This is a genomic window from Hydrosulfovibrio ferrireducens (genome assembly GCF_046883345.1).
Lineage (GTDB): Bacteria > Desulfobacterota > Desulfobulbia > Desulfobulbales > Desulfurivibrionaceae > Thiovibrio > Thiovibrio ferrireducens.
Window position 1 is genome coordinate 463976 of sequence record NZ_JALKCW010000025.1, and the last position, 14704, is coordinate 478679.

A 14704-nucleotide genomic window follows, 5' to 3' on the forward strand; every position below is an offset into this window, starting at 1 on the left:
GTGGGAATTCTCCCGTTGGGTATCGCGGTAGTATAAACTTCAAAAGTATAATCCATCCCGGGTTTTTGGCAATCATTTTTTCGCTGGGCACCCATTCCTTCCGGAATGCAAAAGGGTTTGCGCGGGTTGTTTTCCGCTGAATATGCTGGCATCTGGGAAAGATCACCACGGAGACGGGGGGGAGTTATGCGGAGATGGCATGAAAAATGCTTATAAACAAGGCGAGATTGAAGAAAAAGGTGGAACGGAGGGGTAATTCAGAAAAAAATTCCTTGTTATGCCCGGGATTCGGCTTTTCCATGGGAACGAGCGGGAAAAAAATTCCCAGACCGGGTGGTGAAAATGGTGTCATTTTATTGACAATGCGACAGCTTTAGTGACGCAAGACCACAGAGGGAGAGAAGATGCGAAAAATCATGGCGGGGTTGCTGCTCCTCAGTTGTTGCGGGTGTGCCGGCGGGGTGTACAGCGAGCTGGTCGAGGTTGAAATGCGGTTTGCCTCGCCGATGTTCGGCGGGAGCGAGCGAGTTCCCGTTGTCTATCCCGGCGGGCTCGGCGAGCCCGGTGTTTCCGGCGATTCCATGGTTCAGGCCTTTGGCCCTTCCTGGCGGAGCATGGAAAAAGACTATCCTGGCTACAATTTTAATCCCTGAGCGGGGGAGGCGAAAATGATGCGTATACGATTGTTTGCGATTGTGCTGGCCTTGACCGGTGCGGCCACTGCCGCGCTGGCCGATGATGGCCAGCCTTCGGACACCGCCGGAAACGGGGGCGTGTTTCAGGAACGGCAGAAGCCCTCCCCGGCATATCGTCCCTACTTCTATAACTATCCCCATGCCATACCGCCTGATTACGTGTTCCGCACCGGTCGGGTTTTCTCGCCGCGGAATATGTCCCAATCCGGTTTGCCGGCTTTTGGACAGACAGGGGGAGGACAGGCAGACGGTGCGGGCCAGGGTGCCGCCCTGCATGCCAGGATCAGCCAGATGGGGAAGGCTCTCATCGCCAATGCCAGCGAGGTGGTGGCCGACGAGTATGTGGTGGCGGTGAGCACCTTTGTCAGCCTCGACAATCTGTATGCGACTTCTTCCCTGGGCCGCTATCTGAGCGAGCAGTTGCTCTCCACCCTGCAACAGGAAGGACTGGAGGTGATTGAGGTGCGGAAAACCCCGGGCCTGATGGTGAGCCCGTATCACGGCGAGTATGCCTTGTCCCGGAGCATGGATGAGATCAGCCTGGTGCAGGGAGCCCAGGCGGTGGTGGTGGGGACCTATGCGGTGGCGGGGCAGGAAATCTTTGTCAACGCCCGTCTGTTGCGCAACGACGACAACCGGGTTCTTTCCTCCGCCAGCTTGGTTTTGCCCATTGACGCGCTGACCGCCAATCTCCTTGCCAATGAAAGCATGCCCGCTTCCACACGCACCGCGAAGGTCGCGATCCGCGCCTTTCCGGAAAAGGGCCAGGCTGTCTCTCCGCCTCCGGCAAAAAAACCGGCGAAAAAGGTTGCGAAACGTTCTGTGAAGCCTCCCGTACAGAAGGATTGCCCATGAAAAAGACAAGAATGATGATTCGTGGCTTGGGGTTTGCGTTGTTTCTGGGCTGCGCTCTGCTCCTGAGCGGATGCGCGCCCCGGGCGACCACCGGCGGCACCGCCTCGGTGGTCACCCCGGATTTTTTTGGGGTGGGGGAGGAACTGGCCCTGCAGTTGACTTCCGGCATGCGCGGCGCCGGGGGAGGGCAAAGGTTGATCTTGACCACGGTGGTTGATCTTGACAACCTCTATACCACCACCCGTTTCGGCCGGACCCTGACCGAGGCGTTGTCCACCAGTTTGTTTCGCCACGGTTTCGGCGTGGTGGAGATTCGCAAGTCCGCGGAATTATTCATTCGGGACAACCGGGGCGAGATGATGCTCACCCGGGACGCCAAGCTTCTGGCCAAGCAGCAGCAGGCCGCGGCCATTCTCACCGGCACCTATTCGCTGACCCCGACCACGGTCATCCTCAACCTCAGGCTGCTCGACGCCGGTTCCCAGCAGGTGCTTTCCGTGGCAGGGCTTGAGTTGCAGCGCAGCCGCAATATCAATCATTTGCTTTCGGCAGGAGGCGGCACTTTCGGCGATGCGCAGCTTTCCGCCAAAGAGCGCTGAACAGTTCCTCCCGTGGTTTTCTCTCAATTCTGGATAGTTACAGGAGAGCGGTATGCGTAAGGGAATAGCGGTGGTGCTTCTTGGTCTTCTCCTTGCCGGGTGTGCGTCGGGTCAGAAAAACTGGGCCAACCAGCCGGTGGAGGTCAAGAAAAACTCGCCGGTGGTTTTTATCCATCCGGATGCGAACACCTATCAGGAGGCCTCCGTGGGGGTTCTCCCCTTTCAGGTGCCCGCCAATATGACGCGGGAACAGGGGGAGGGGGTGGCCATGCTCTTTAAAGATGTACTTCTGGGCAAGCAGGCTTTTCCCCGGGTGCTCCGTCTTGAGAAACCGTACCTGGATATCGAGGAAGCCCTGGCTCTTGGCCGAAAGGCAAAAGTCGATCTGGTTCTGGCCGGCAAGGTAAACTATGCCCTGGAAGGCAGCCAGTTCGGGGGCGGGCGGGTTGAGGTGTCCACCCGTCTGCTCAATGTGCATACCGGCAATACCGTGTGGTACATCGAGCAGTCCATGGATCAGGCCATGGCCTATCCGAAAAGCAGTACGTTGTCCCGATTTGTCGCCGCCTTTAATCCTCCGGAGATCAAGCGGTCACAGGCTGGGCCGGTGGTGCCCAATATGCTGGCGCAGGTGGCCTTTGACATGGCCGAGGTCATGGCCGGAGCCAGGTCGGTGAGTCGCTGACAGATGCATGGTGTGTTGGGCACAGGGCGCTCCCGTTTGCCGTCGGTTTAGGCCTTCCAGTCGAGCACTGCCGTTATGGGGTAATGATCCGAGGGGAAGAGATTGCCTTGGCGGGAACGGTCGATCTGCGCAGCAAGGACCCGGAAATGGCCGGAGACCAGAATCCAGTCAATGGCTGCCATTTCCTCCTGCAGCCCATAGGCGTGAAAGGTGGCCTCATCTTCCCCGTTTGGCCCGTGTGGCAGGACTTGCCGCAAGGCGTCGATCAGCGTTCCATCGCCGGTCAGCAGGCGGTATGCGTTTGAATCCTTGTCGGCATTGAAATCGCCGGTCACGATGAGCGCGGTATCCTGGCGGATCTGATCGAGCCATTGGCGCAGGACCCGGGCATCCCCCTCGATGGCCGTTGGTTCGTAGTCGAAATGGGTGTTGACGTAGGTGAGCACCGACCCGGTCAACCGGCAGGAGAGTCTGGCCCAGCTCACTGTTCGTGGATAGTTGCTTTGCCAACTCATGCTGCCGGGAATCTCCGGGGTCTCACTCAGCCAGAAGCATCCCGTATCGAGCAGCCGGAAGGCGGAGCGGCGAAAGAGCAGGGGCGCCATCTCCAGCGCCGTGCCTCCGGGGCCGCCCCGATGGACGCCAAAAAAATGATAGTCCGGCAGGCGGGTGCGGACAAACTCGGCCTGCTCGGTGTCCAGGCATTCCTGGAGGCCCATCAGGTCGGGCCCGAAGGCGTGGATTCTTTCCAGGGCAAGGGACTTGCGGCGGTCCCAGTGGTTCTCGCCGTCGTCGGCCAGGCCAACCCGGATATTGAAGCTCATCACCTTGATCATGGCAAGTCCTCCTGCGGCCGTTTATGGCTGCTTGGCCCGTTCCAGGGTCCCCCGTATGCCCGCGAACTGCTCCGGCCGGCCCATATTGGGAAAGAACCCCTGATCCACGCAGTCCCGATAGCACCATTCCGGAGTAGTCTCGGTCCGGTAAGTCCAGAAGAACCAGCCGGCGTATTTCTCAAAGGTCAGCACTTGGGCCGAGGCGTAGCCGCGATAGGCCGCGGACATTTGAAAGAGATCCATTTCCTCCAGGGCATGATTAAACGGCCCCTCCGCCCAGAGGGAGACCATCTTCAGATCCAGCCCCAGGCTCCATTCCCCGCAATACACCTGATAGCCCGACTCGCGGATGATCTCGTCCGCTTCGTCGCGCCAGTCCACGGCGGACTTACGGATGTGGCCGAAGATGTCCAGACTGGTGTCGTAATCCATAAAGCACTGATAGCGGTGGATATCGAGGGCCACGTTGCGGAACTCCGGCTCTTGGAGAAACCCTGCATACTCCCGGAAGCTGCGGAAGCCGTCGTGGAACACCACCGTCACCCGCTCGGGCGGGCAGTGGCGGCGGATGCGCTGGTAGGCCTCGAGGTTGAAGCGCTTCAACAGATCGGTGGGGATATCCCAGCGCGGTTCATTGAGCGTCTCGATGCCGTGCAGTGCCGGATGATCTCCGTACCGCTCGGCCAATCGTTCCAGTAGAGCCAGGGAATGTTCGATGTACTCCTCGCTGGTGTGCCATTCGCAAACGTCGAGGATGCCGCCGTTGTCAAAGCCGTTTTGACACCCCGGCGCGGCATGGAGGTCGAGAACCACCCGCAGGTCGAACTCCCCGGCCCACTCAAAGACCTTGTCGACAATGGCAAGCCCCCCTTCCACAAAGGGATAGCGCGCCTCCTGATAGCTGCGGTGGTAGGGATAGTCCTTGCCGAAGAGCCAGTGGCCGACCGGCAACCGCACGGCATTGATGCCGGCACTTTTCAGCCAACCGAAGTCGTCGCGGGTGATGAAGGTGTTCCAGTGCTGGTGCAGGCGCCGAGTAGCCTCGGCCTCGCCCAGCTCGACGCAGTAGGATGTTTCGTCGGTGGCGTTCAGCCCCTCGAATAGACTCGGGGTGATCCATTTTTCCAACACCAGCCAGCCGCCGAGATTGACGCCGCGTAGTTTGCTGCCGCCTTCGTGAACCGTTTGGATAGTCATGGATGATCCTTTTGCATAGTTTTACAGGCTCAGACGGCGTGAGTAGAAAGAGGCGTTGTTTGGCAGATGGGAAATTACAAGCAGCGTGGCATCGGGGAGCTGTTCATTGATCAGGCGCAGCATCCGTGCCTCTTCCTGGGAGTCCAGGGAATCGAAGGCCTCCTGCAGGAAAATCCACTGGGGACGGTTGAGCAGTAGGCGCACCATGCCCAAGAGTTGCTGCTCTCCCCGGGCCAGGGCGTTGATCCAATTGTCCTGCTGGTCGAGCTGGTCGATGAGGGTTTCAAGGCCTACCAAACGCAGCGCCTGCTCGAGTTGTTCCTGGCTGAAAACCCGGCGGGAGGTTGGGTAGCAGATGGCGTTGCGCAGGGTGCTGGTGGGTAAATACGGTCGAGGCGGCATGAAAAAGAGGCGGCCTTGGCTGGGGAGTTCGATGACGCCGCTGCCCCAGGGTCGTATCCCGGCAATGGCGCGAAACAGCTTTGCCCCTGTGTAGGTGTTGCCGGTGATCAGCACATGTTCGCCCTGGCCGATCTCCATATTGATGTTTTGGGCCAATACCGGGCCGTCGTATTTGGCGATACTGAGGTTGCGGAAGGCCAATACCGGCCGGTTTGAGCTCTTCACCTGGATCCAGTGATCCGGTTGTGCCAACTCATCCTCCACATTATCCAACACCTTGAGTAAACTCAGCGTGCGTTCCACCGAGGCGCGCCATTCGGCGATCCCGCCCACGTTGCCGACCGGCCAGGAGAGGGCGCCCACCATTTGCTGGAAAGCCTGGGCGGCTTGCATCATCGCGCCCAAGGTGATGCTCCCCAGGATGTAACGGGGTGCGGCGATCAGGAGCGGAAAGGCCATGTTCAGCGAGGCATAGCCGGTGCTGAATATCTGAATATTTCGCCATGCCGCGGTTTGCGTGTCCCATGTCTTGCGAATCTTGTAGAACAGCTCATGCAAAAGATGCCGCTCATAGCTATCGGCATGGATCAGAGCGATGGCCTGGCTGTTTTCCTGCGCCTCCAGCAGGCCGGCGCGGAAGTCCGCCTCCGCCGATTGCCGGGCGTTGGTGGCGCCGGTCAGGGGCAGGCTCACCTGCCAGCCAAGCCAGGAGGCCAAGGCCGTATAGATGATCGCGACCCAGACCAGATGCCCGTAGATGGGGATTTGCCACGCTCCCAGGTGGAGCGTCACCACCCCGGAGTGGGACCAGAGCACCTGCGAGAAGCCGATCAGCAGTAAAATGCAGTAAAACAACGAGTGGCCCAGGGCGACCGCTGACTCGCTGGCGATACGGCAATCCTCGGCAATACGCCCATCCGGGTTGTCGTGTTCGCCCGGAAGATGGGAGATCAGATAGTGGCGGCCATCCCGCATCCAGCGGGAGAAAACATGGTCCGTCAGCCAGTCGCGCCAATAGATCTGCAGATTGCGCTTGATGACCAAGTGCGAGCCGGTCACGGCCATGTCGGCGACAAAGATGATCGCCAGCATGCCGATCTGGGTGATAAGGCCGCGCATGGAGTGCTGCTCCAGGGCGTTGAACAACGCCGCGCTCCATTGCGTCACCACCACCGCCAGGACCATTTGCATGATGGTCAGGAGCGCCAGGAGGAAGGTGGTGCCCCGGATCTTCAGCTTTTGCTTCGAGCGCCAAAACAGCTTCGACAGGCGAAGAAATTCAACGAGAAAATCGAGGGAGTTAGGCATCTGGGCTCAGGGGATACTGGTGAAGGTGACGCCAAGCAGCGGCGAGGGAACCTTTGGCACGGTCAGCGAAAGGTGATGGGGGCAGGCGGAAGACGTCGTGCATGTGATTGTCCTCGCGCCTTGTCCCTGCGGGCAGAAATTGTATTTGAAGATCATAGGGCTAAAAAAAATGTTTTTCCGGCTGGTATCCGGCCATATCGATCCGTGCATTATCCCCTGTCAATTCCTACAGAAAGCCTGGGACTCCGTCAACATCTTCTTGCGAGTGATGGAAAAAACATTTTCTGATTACCATCGAACTTCAGCCAACATTCAAGCCTGGTAGGGCAACGTGTTGATAAGTAACGGTTTTTGGATTGTTCGTCTGGCGCAACCATGTCATTCCCGCGCAGGCGGGAATCCAGGCCATCTGGCTAACTCCTCTGGATTCCCGCCTGCGCGGGAATGACGTTAAAGAACTGGCTGAAGATTAGTGGTAATCAGAAAACATTGTGATGGTTTATCCGGAAAAATTGGCAAAGCGTAAGGTCATAATGGAATGGGCCGGACTGATCGTGCGGGCAGCCTGATCGTGGTATTTGAGAGCAAAGGGAACCGCCTGCTCCGTGCGATTCAACACCACGACGGCGATTGTCCCATCCGGATTGAGGAAGGCCGTTGTCTCGAGGGCATCGGTGGTGGTGGCGTGCAGGATGCGTTCGGCGCCAGGGCGAATGTAACGGGAGAAATGGCCAAGATAGTAGAACGAACTCTGATACAGGGGCAGGCCTGCCTGGGTATCCACCAGGATGGGCGCGCTGCAATAATTGCCCACATGATTGGGGCCGCCGCGTTCATCCAAGACAAGATTCCAATCCACCCAAGCCACGGTCCAACGGTTCAGGTCATTGATGAGCGAATGCCCGTAGCGCTCACCCACGCCCCATTCGCCTGCGTGCGGGCCGCCTTCCTGACACCCTTCGCTGAAGAGCAGTCGTTTATCCGGAAAGGCTTCGTGCACGGCAGTCAGATTGTCGAAATGATCCCCTACATACCAGTGAAACGCCGCCCCCCATACGTATTGCGCAGCCTGGGGGTCATCGTACACCACTCTGGCGCGCTCGTAGATGGCATCACGGTTGTGGTCCCAAATCATCAGGTTGAGATGGCCAAGCCCCTCTTTCCGCAGGGTCGGCCCCAAATAATCGCGGACAAAATCGCGCTCTTCTTCGGCTGAGTACAGGCAGGAATCCCAGGATTGGCTGGCTTCCGGTTCATTCTGGACGGTGAGGCCCCAGAAGGGGATGCCTTCCTTTTCATATTCCCGAATGTAGCGGCAATAGTAACGCGCCCAAACATCACGGCATTCCGGGAGCAGCCGGCCGCCGCCATTCATCTGCTTATTGGTCTTCATCCACGCCGGCGGGCTCCAGGGTGAAGCGAACAACTTCAGGCCGCCGCTGCAACGGACGGCTTCCTTGAGCATGGGCAGAAGAGCGGCGCGGTCACGCGCAATGGAAAAGTGTTCCAGGCTAAAATCGCCAGCCACTTCAGCATAGGCGTAATTCCCCAGAGCAAAATCGCAACTGTTGATATGCGTCCGCCCCATGGTATACCCCAGGCCATTGTCCGGGTCGAAGTATGCCTGCATCACTTCGGCTTGCTTTTCCGGGGGGAGTTTTTGCCAAGTAACGGCAGCCGCTTCAGTGAATGCTCCGCCAAAGCCTTCCATCTTCTGGAAGCGCTTGCGCGGATCGATGGTGATGGCGGGTGTTTCCGGTCGCGCGGCTTCAAAAACCACGGGGGGCTGTTCGCTCAGGCGGGCGGGGGTGTTTTTGGCTGTGAGCGAGATGTGGACGATATGGCGGGACATGCATTTCTCCAAAGGAGGTATCTCTCACCAAGCAATTCAGGGATAGGCGGCAAACCGCTCAGGAGGGGTGTGCGCCTGCCGGGCAGATACGCAGGAGATCAGGGCGTTAACCCAGTGGGCTCCGGCTGTTCAAGCAGGCGGTTTCCATGACCTTGAGGCCCATCTGGAGATGTTCCTGGGTGTATGTGAGAAAGATCTCCTCGGCGCTGTCCTTGCTTTTGATCCCGCCTTTTTTCAGGGGCAGGTCCGAGACCAGCATCATGGCCCCGGTGGGCACGTTGAGGGCATAGCCCACCGCGAACAGGGTGGCGATCTCCATGTCGATGGCCATGATCCGGTGCTTGCGGATGTATTGGATGAATTCGGCGTCAAACTCCCACATCCGGTAGTCGGTGGTCATCAGGATGCCTGACTTGGGGAGCATCTTCAGCTCGCTGGTGATGACCTGTTCACAGATGCGGTTAACGTGGATCGAGGGCAGGGCAGGGACATCCTTGGGCAGATAATGCGGGCTGGTGCCTTCGTCGCGGATGCTGGCGGTGGGGATGATGATGTCGCCGATTTCCAGTGCATCGTCGATGCCGCCGCACATGCCGAGCATGAGCACGCACTTGATTTCATCGAGAAAGGAGAGGCAGTGCATGACAATGCCCGCCGAGGGCGAGCCCACCCCGTGGTTGATGATGCTGAGGTCCCGCTTGCGGTCGTGGACCACGCTCCAGTGCCCGCGCTGGACAGGATTGCCGGTGATGCGAGCGAAGTCGTCGATGTAGCGGTGAAAATTGCAGAGCAGGATGTGGGAGCCGAAGTCCTTGACGCTGGAGCCGGTATAGCGCTCCAGGGTGTGCCGGGCATAACTGTCGGGCCGCAGCTCTGTGCTCATGCCTGTTCCTTCTGGTTATTTTTGGAAGGGGTTGTTGAGGAGCATGGTCTGCTCGCGGCCTGGGCCCACGGAAAGGATGTAGGCCGGGGTCTCGGTGAACTCCTCGATGCGTTTTACATAATCGCGGGCCTTGCTCGGCAGGTCGTCCACGCTGCGGGCCTGGCTGATCTCTTCGCTCCAGCCTGCGAGGTTCTCGTAGACCGGCTGCATCTTGGCAAAGGTCTTGATATTGCCGGGCATGGCGGTCAATTTCTTGCCGTCCGCCTCGTAGCTGGTGGCCAGTTTCAGGGTCGGTTGGCCGCTCAAAACATCGAGCTTGGTGATGGCCAGGCCGTTGATGCCGTTGAGGCGCACCGCCTCGCGGGCAATGACCCCGTCCAGCCAGCCGCAGCGGCGCTTGCGCCCTGTGGTGGCGCCGAATTCCCCGCCTTTTTGCTGCAATTCATCTCCCGTGGCGTCAAACAGCTCGGTGGGGAAAGGCCCTTCGCCAACCCTGGTGGTGTATGCCTTGAGGATGCCGATGACGCAGTCGATGTGGGAGGGGCCGAAGCCGCTGCCGGTGCAGGCGTTGCCCGCGATGGTGTTCGAGGAGGTGACAAAGGGGTAGGTGCCGTGGTCGATGTCCAACTGGGTGCCCTGGGCGCCTTCAAAGAGGATGTGCTTGCCGGCCTTGCGGCCATCGTCCAGGGCCACGGAAACGTTATCAATATACGGAGCAAGCCGCTCGGCGTATTGCATATATTCGTCGTAGACCGCCTCGGCTTTAAGCGGTTCGCAGTTGAATTTCTTGCTGAAGAGAAAATTCTTTTCTTCCAGGTTCTCGCGGAGTTTTTCCATGAGCGACCCGGCGTCCAGCAGATCTCCGGCCTTGATGCCCTTGCGCAGGATCTTGTCGCCATAGCAGGGGCCGATGCCCCTCCCGGTGGTGCCGATCTTTTTGCCGCTGGCCAGGGCCGATTCGCTGCACGAATCCAGGAGCCGGTGGTAGGGCATGATCAGGTGGGCGCGCTCGCTGATCATCAAGCGCTGCGGATTCACCGGCAACCCGCTGGCCGCCAGTTTGTCCATCTCTTCCAGCAAAACGCCGGGATCGAGCACCACGCCGTTGCCGATGAAGCACATCTTGTTGTCGTAGAGGATGCCGGAGGGGATCAGGTGGAAGACGTACTTTTTGCCGTTCACCACCAGGGTGTGGCCTGCGTTGTTGCCGCCCTGAAAGCGCACCACGAAGTCGGCGTGCTCCGTCAACAGGTCAACGATCTTGCCCTTGCCCTCATCGCCCCATTGCGTCCCGACAATTACCACATTGGCCATCTTGTTTTTCCTCCGCAATCATCCGAAAATAAGATTATTAGTGAGCCGCGATGGGCTCATGTTTTTTATTGTGTTGGGTGCAGCACCAGGCACCATAGCCAAAGGAAAATAAAAAGTCAATCGCGGTGAGGCGCCGCCCTTTCTCCGGGCGGCGCCTGGCTTGACACCCTCGGGCAAATGCCGTAGATTGCCCCCTGGATGTGAGGCGCCGACATTTTTTTTCGGCGGTATGGACTTTTTGCGGACCTATTGAGGCAACTGCATGTTTGGCATAGGGCTTCCCGAGTTGATTCTAATCCTGGGCATCGCGCTTATCGTGGTGGGCCCGGAAAAGCTCCCGGAAATGGCGAAGTCCATTGCCAAGGTTGTGCTGGATTTGAAAAAAACAGCCTCATCCCTCAAGGAGAGCCTGCATGAGGAGATGAAGGATGAGCTGGGGCAGGATCCCTGGCAGCAAAAGCTGGGAGACGCCTATCCCAATCTGCCTTCCACCTCGGTTTCCGAGCCGGAGGCGGTGGAGATTGACGCAGTGTCGTCGCCTGATGCCAGCCCTGTCGTCCCTCCCGACGAACCCGAGGCCAAGGATGTGAAGTCGGCAGTATGACCGCGCTGGCTGGACATTTTTCCGGGCATCTTCGAGAGCTGCGGAATCGGATCTTGACGTCCTTTCTGGCAATCCTGGCGGCCACCCTGATCGCCTATGCCTTTTCCGAGGAGCTCGTCCGTTTTTTGATGGTTCCCCTGATCAAAGGCCACCCCAATCTCGCCAAACTCGTCTACACCAATCTCACCGAAGCCTTTGTCAGCTATCTGAAGATTTCCTTGCTGGCCGGGCTCATGCTCGGGTTTCCGGTCTGCTGTTACCAGTTGTGGATGTTTATTGCGCCGGGACTGCACCGTCATGAGCGCAGGATGGCGAGAACGGTGGTCTTTTGGGCCACCTCCCTGTTTGCCGGAGGGGTGGTGTTTGCCTATCTGGTGGTCATGCCGGAGATGCTCTCGTTTTTGCTGAGCTTTGCCGATGCGCAGCTTGAACCCCTGCTCCGACTCGACGCCTATCTCTCCTTTGTGGCCCGAACCTCGCTCACCTTCGGGCTGGCCTTTGAGGTGCCGTTTCTCATGGTGATGACTGCCAAGGCCGGGATTGTGAGCAAGGGGTATTTCGCCAGGCAGCGGAAATACTTTTATCTCGCCATCCTGGTCCTGGCCTTTCTGCTCACCGCAGGCGATGTGCTATCCGCCATCCTCCTTGCCGTACCGCTTTTCGGCCTGTACGAGGCAGGCATCCTCATCAGCCGGCCATTCAAGGGGAAACTGAAGGCTGAAAACTGAAGCTCCTGTGTTTCAGTCTCCTTACCGGAGTGCAGTATGAGCCTCAGGCAAAAAGAGGGAAAGACCCTTCGACAGGCTCAGGGCGAACGGTAATCATCTTGAGATCATTATAGTTTCTTCCGTTCATGCTGAGCCTGTCGAAGCACAATAACCCATCAGCGTTCAGGCGCGCTGTTGAATGTCGCCTGCATCGGCCTTATTGGCCGCTGATTCTTCACGACAAATCAAAGAACATACTGCGGAATCTTCAGCAATTCCCCGTTCCGCATCGCCGACTGGTGCGCGACAATGCCGGGCACCGTCAGGTTCAATGCCTGGGCAATGTCCACAAGCGGCGTGCGGTCCTGCAGGATGGCCGCTATGAACTCACTCATCAGATAGCCGTGCGATCCACCGTGGCCAGCGGGCTGAACTCCCGGCGGCAGAGGCGGCCGTTTGATCAAGGGCGTCTCCTTCCCATCCATGCCTTTGAAAACACGGTCGAAGATTCCCTTCTCGGTCCAGATTCGACCCGTTTCATCACCGGTACCCGGTATCTCCCAACTGACCGCCATTCTGGCCATGCCTCCTGTACTGGTGCGGAACAGCGCGATCTCGGTGCCGAACGGATTGCCGAAGCGATTGTTCTCGGCCTGCAGGTGTGGAATGGAGCTGGGCATGCCCATGCACGACACTTCCGTGAATGAACCGCCTGTAACCCCCACGTAATAGGCATTCGTGTGGGTCGGATACCATTGCGGCGGCAACCCCGTACGCCATGCCCCGTACGCGGGCAGAGGTGTTCCCAGGTAATGCAGGTACTCGGCCTCGGAGTAAATCAGCCTGCCAAGAGCCCCCTTCCTGTACATCTCGCGCATGCAGTAAAGATCACCATGGAAATAGGAGGTCTCAAACATCATGTACTTCCCAGCAGAGCTTCTGGCCGCAGCGAAAAGCGCCTCGGCATCTTCCAGGGAGCCGAAAACGGCCGGCACGGCCGAGGCAACGTGCTTCCCCGCTTGGAGAGCCGCAATGGCGAGGCGCGCGTGGCTGGGCGCATCCGTGGCAATGAAAACAGCTTCGATTGCCTCGTCTTGGATAAGTTCCTCGCCCGTCCCGTACATCTTCTGGCAGCGACAGGCTTTTGCCAACGCGGCGCACTGCTCGGGCACCAGATCGGCAACCGCCGTGACCGTTACATTCGGGTGATCCTGAAAAGAGAAATCCGCACCGAATCCACACACGCCAAAGCCAATGATGCCCACCCGGATCTTGCGATCGGAAACCGGAACCCACTGCTGCTCGGTGTCCTGATCAACCAATGCCCTTTCAAATCCCTGAATCGAAGGAACCGCGTGCGTCACCCCCGAGTCATCGCCTCTTCCTGCCGTATCGTTCTCAATCTCGTCTTGCATCGCTTTATCCCTGTCTCCTGTGTTTCGGTCAACGTAAAAATGAGGGGCCTGTGTGGCTTTTTTCGCAGGACCGCCCGACTGCCGGGTTAGCGTGCTTATTTGAAGAAAGCGTCATAGATAGCAACACCACCGAGGAATAACCAACCGGCAAGAAAGACGGGAAAGTTCTTGGAGACACCTCGAATTCCAAAATACTTGCGTTCAATGCCGAGAAGCAACAGTTCGTCTATCCCGACCAGAGATGCCTTTCTAAGTTCCCGCAATTTGAGAGGGAAGTGTTTCTGTCCATACACCATAAATAGGAGCATGAAAAGCAGCGAAAGAAAGCCCGTTACGTCCGGACGCGGCGTGCCAAGACAGGAAATGCCGAGACTAAACGACAAGAGGCCGACACCAACATTTAGGAATTCCGCCCACTTGGCATATTCGCTTTCAATTTCTTCGATGGTTTCTTGCGTAATCTCTGGCACGGTGCCTCCTTTATGTGCGCGAGTGCCGACGTCGAGTGGAAGACATTGCCAGCGTCCCTATTGGCTTTCCCTTGCATTTCAAGACCTGATCCCACTTGCGGTTCAGCGACCGAAGGGAGCGAGGTTGAGTGCCATGTTAGAACTTGGTTTAGTCAAGGCCAAGTAGCTCCCAGCGATTAAGGTATTTGTTTTCTGGGTCTGCGAATTTACGCATTGGCGTGTCTTGATGCTGTTGGCCTTGACGGCCTGGGGTATTGAGCCACCGTTGATGATTGTCTCGGGCGTACTTGGCGGCCTCCTCACGCGGGACGATGTAGTACTCGGGCGCAAGAAGATCATTGAGGCGGATGAACACAAAGAACAAATTTGTTGCTATGTCGTTTTCGTGCTTTTGATTGAGCATCCATTCCTTGCCACTACCTTGAATGGCCTTGACTTGAATGCCAACGCTCTTTGTTGCGTCGGTGTTCGATGCCAGTATGTCGATGCCTCTTGTGTTTCGGAGAGTCAGCGACGCAACATAGCCACGACGTGATAACTCGGCAGCGACGAAATACTCGCCAGCGACGCCACACAAACCAGTAGAAAGACGAGAGCGTTGTGCCATAGGAATAGAAGTTCTAACGTTTCGGGTGAGACGCGGCAAACCGCAGGTTTGGCCGTCGAACTCGACCCGATGGTTATAGGTTTAGTTAATAAATATCATGGCAATAAAGGCTGATGCTGCTAGGGTTATGATATTGGGGTGTGTAAAGAATTTTGTGTAAATGGTTTTTGTGATCAAAATTCCGGCAGCCTGTCTTCAAACATGATGCTGAACTGATTCAGCGCCGATTTCCAGTTTTTAATCGGCATCGTCCAGCGTTTCGAAATATTCGTCAG

General features: G+C 57.8%; 15 protein-coding genes. 6 read left to right on the forward strand and 9 right to left on the reverse strand.

Going from position 1 to position 14704, the window contains the following annotated elements; translation table 11 throughout:
- The first annotated feature begins 404 nt into the window (after positions 1-404).
- From MWR57_RS14340 to MWR57_RS14355, 4 genes are read left to right on the forward strand one after another with little or no spacing between them, the layout of a single operon-like run.
- Positions 405-653 (forward strand): hypothetical protein, encoded by a 249-nt coding sequence (locus MWR57_RS14340; protein ID WP_423125506.1) that lies wholly within the window; start codon positions 405-407, stop codon positions 651-653.
- A gap of 15 nt (positions 654-668) precedes the next feature.
- Positions 669-1550: a FlgO family outer membrane protein gene (locus tag MWR57_RS14345; protein ID WP_423125507.1), complete on the forward strand. Its 882-nt coding sequence runs from the start codon at positions 669-671 to the stop codon at positions 1548-1550.
- Positions 1547-2149 carry a FlgO family outer membrane protein gene (locus tag MWR57_RS14350; protein ID WP_423125508.1) on the forward strand — a complete coding sequence of 201 codons (603 nt, stop codon included), beginning with the start codon at positions 1547-1549 and terminating at the stop codon, positions 2147-2149. Before MWR57_RS14345 ends, MWR57_RS14350 begins: the two co-directional genes overlap by 4 nt.
- A gap of 52 nt (positions 2150-2201) precedes the next feature.
- The gene (locus tag MWR57_RS14355) at positions 2202-2834 is read left to right on the forward strand and encodes a hypothetical protein (protein ID WP_423125509.1); all 633 of its coding nucleotides are present in this window, start codon (positions 2202-2204) and stop codon (positions 2832-2834) included.
- Positions 2835-2881: 47 nt separating this feature from the next.
- On the opposite strand, the gene MWR57_RS14360 is transcribed toward MWR57_RS14355, so the two are convergent.
- The 6 genes from MWR57_RS14360 to MWR57_RS14385 all read right to left on the reverse strand — a co-directional run bounded on the left by MWR57_RS14360 (position 2882) and on the right by MWR57_RS14385 (position 10626).
- Positions 2882-3670 (reverse strand): endonuclease/exonuclease/phosphatase family protein, encoded by a 789-nt coding sequence (locus tag MWR57_RS14360; protein WP_423125510.1) that lies wholly within the window; start codon positions 3668-3670, stop codon positions 2882-2884.
- Between the two features lie 21 nt (positions 3671-3691).
- Positions 3692-4867 carry a glycoside hydrolase family 5 protein gene (locus MWR57_RS14365; protein ID WP_423125511.1) on the reverse strand — a complete coding sequence of 392 codons (1176 nt, stop codon included), beginning with the start codon at positions 4865-4867 and terminating at the stop codon, positions 3692-3694.
- Positions 4868-4888: 21 nt separating this feature from the next.
- Positions 4889-6577 (reverse strand): ABC transporter ATP-binding protein/permease, encoded by a 1689-nt coding sequence (locus MWR57_RS14370; RefSeq protein ID WP_423125512.1) that lies wholly within the window; start codon positions 6575-6577, stop codon positions 4889-4891.
- 499 nt (positions 6578-7076) lie between these two features.
- Complete coding sequence (locus MWR57_RS14375; protein WP_423125513.1) at positions 7077-8429, reverse strand: glycoside hydrolase family 30 protein; 1353 nt, start codon at positions 8427-8429, stop codon at positions 7077-7079.
- A 106-nt stretch (positions 8430-8535) separates the two neighbouring features.
- On the reverse strand, positions 8536-9312 hold the full coding sequence (locus tag MWR57_RS14380) for an AMP nucleosidase (RefSeq protein WP_423125514.1): 777 nt from the start codon (positions 9310-9312) through the stop codon (positions 8536-8538).
- A gap of 15 nt (positions 9313-9327) precedes the next feature.
- On the reverse strand, positions 9328-10626 hold the full coding sequence (locus MWR57_RS14385) for an adenylosuccinate synthase (protein ID WP_423125515.1): 1299 nt from the start codon (positions 10624-10626) through the stop codon (positions 9328-9330).
- 262 nt (positions 10627-10888) lie between these two features.
- On the opposite strand from MWR57_RS14385, the gene MWR57_RS14390 reads away from it, so the two are divergent.
- Complete coding sequence (locus MWR57_RS14390) at positions 10889-11230, forward strand: twin-arginine translocase TatA/TatE family subunit (protein ID WP_423125516.1); 342 nt, start codon at positions 10889-10891, stop codon at positions 11228-11230.
- A complete protein-coding gene (tatC, locus tag MWR57_RS14395) occupies positions 11227-11958 on the forward strand; it encodes a twin-arginine translocase subunit TatC (RefSeq protein ID WP_423125517.1) in 732 nt (243 codons plus the stop codon). Before MWR57_RS14390 ends, tatC begins: the two co-directional genes overlap by 4 nt.
- Before the next feature lie 224 nt (positions 11959-12182).
- Here the strand turns inward: tatC and MWR57_RS14400 are convergent, their stop codons facing one another.
- The 3 genes from MWR57_RS14400 to MWR57_RS14410 form a co-directional block, all read right to left on the reverse strand.
- The gene (locus tag MWR57_RS14400) at positions 12183-13352 is read right to left on the reverse strand and encodes a Gfo/Idh/MocA family protein (protein ID WP_423125518.1); all 1170 of its coding nucleotides are present in this window, start codon (positions 13350-13352) and stop codon (positions 12183-12185) included.
- Between the two features lie 95 nt (positions 13353-13447).
- Complete coding sequence (locus MWR57_RS14405; RefSeq protein WP_423125519.1) at positions 13448-13822, reverse strand: hypothetical protein; 375 nt, start codon at positions 13820-13822, stop codon at positions 13448-13450.
- Between the two features lie 148 nt (positions 13823-13970).
- The gene (locus MWR57_RS14410) at positions 13971-14429 is read right to left on the reverse strand and encodes a hypothetical protein (RefSeq protein WP_423125520.1); all 459 of its coding nucleotides are present in this window, start codon (positions 14427-14429) and stop codon (positions 13971-13973) included.
- Between the last annotated feature and the right edge of the window lie 275 nt (positions 14430-14704).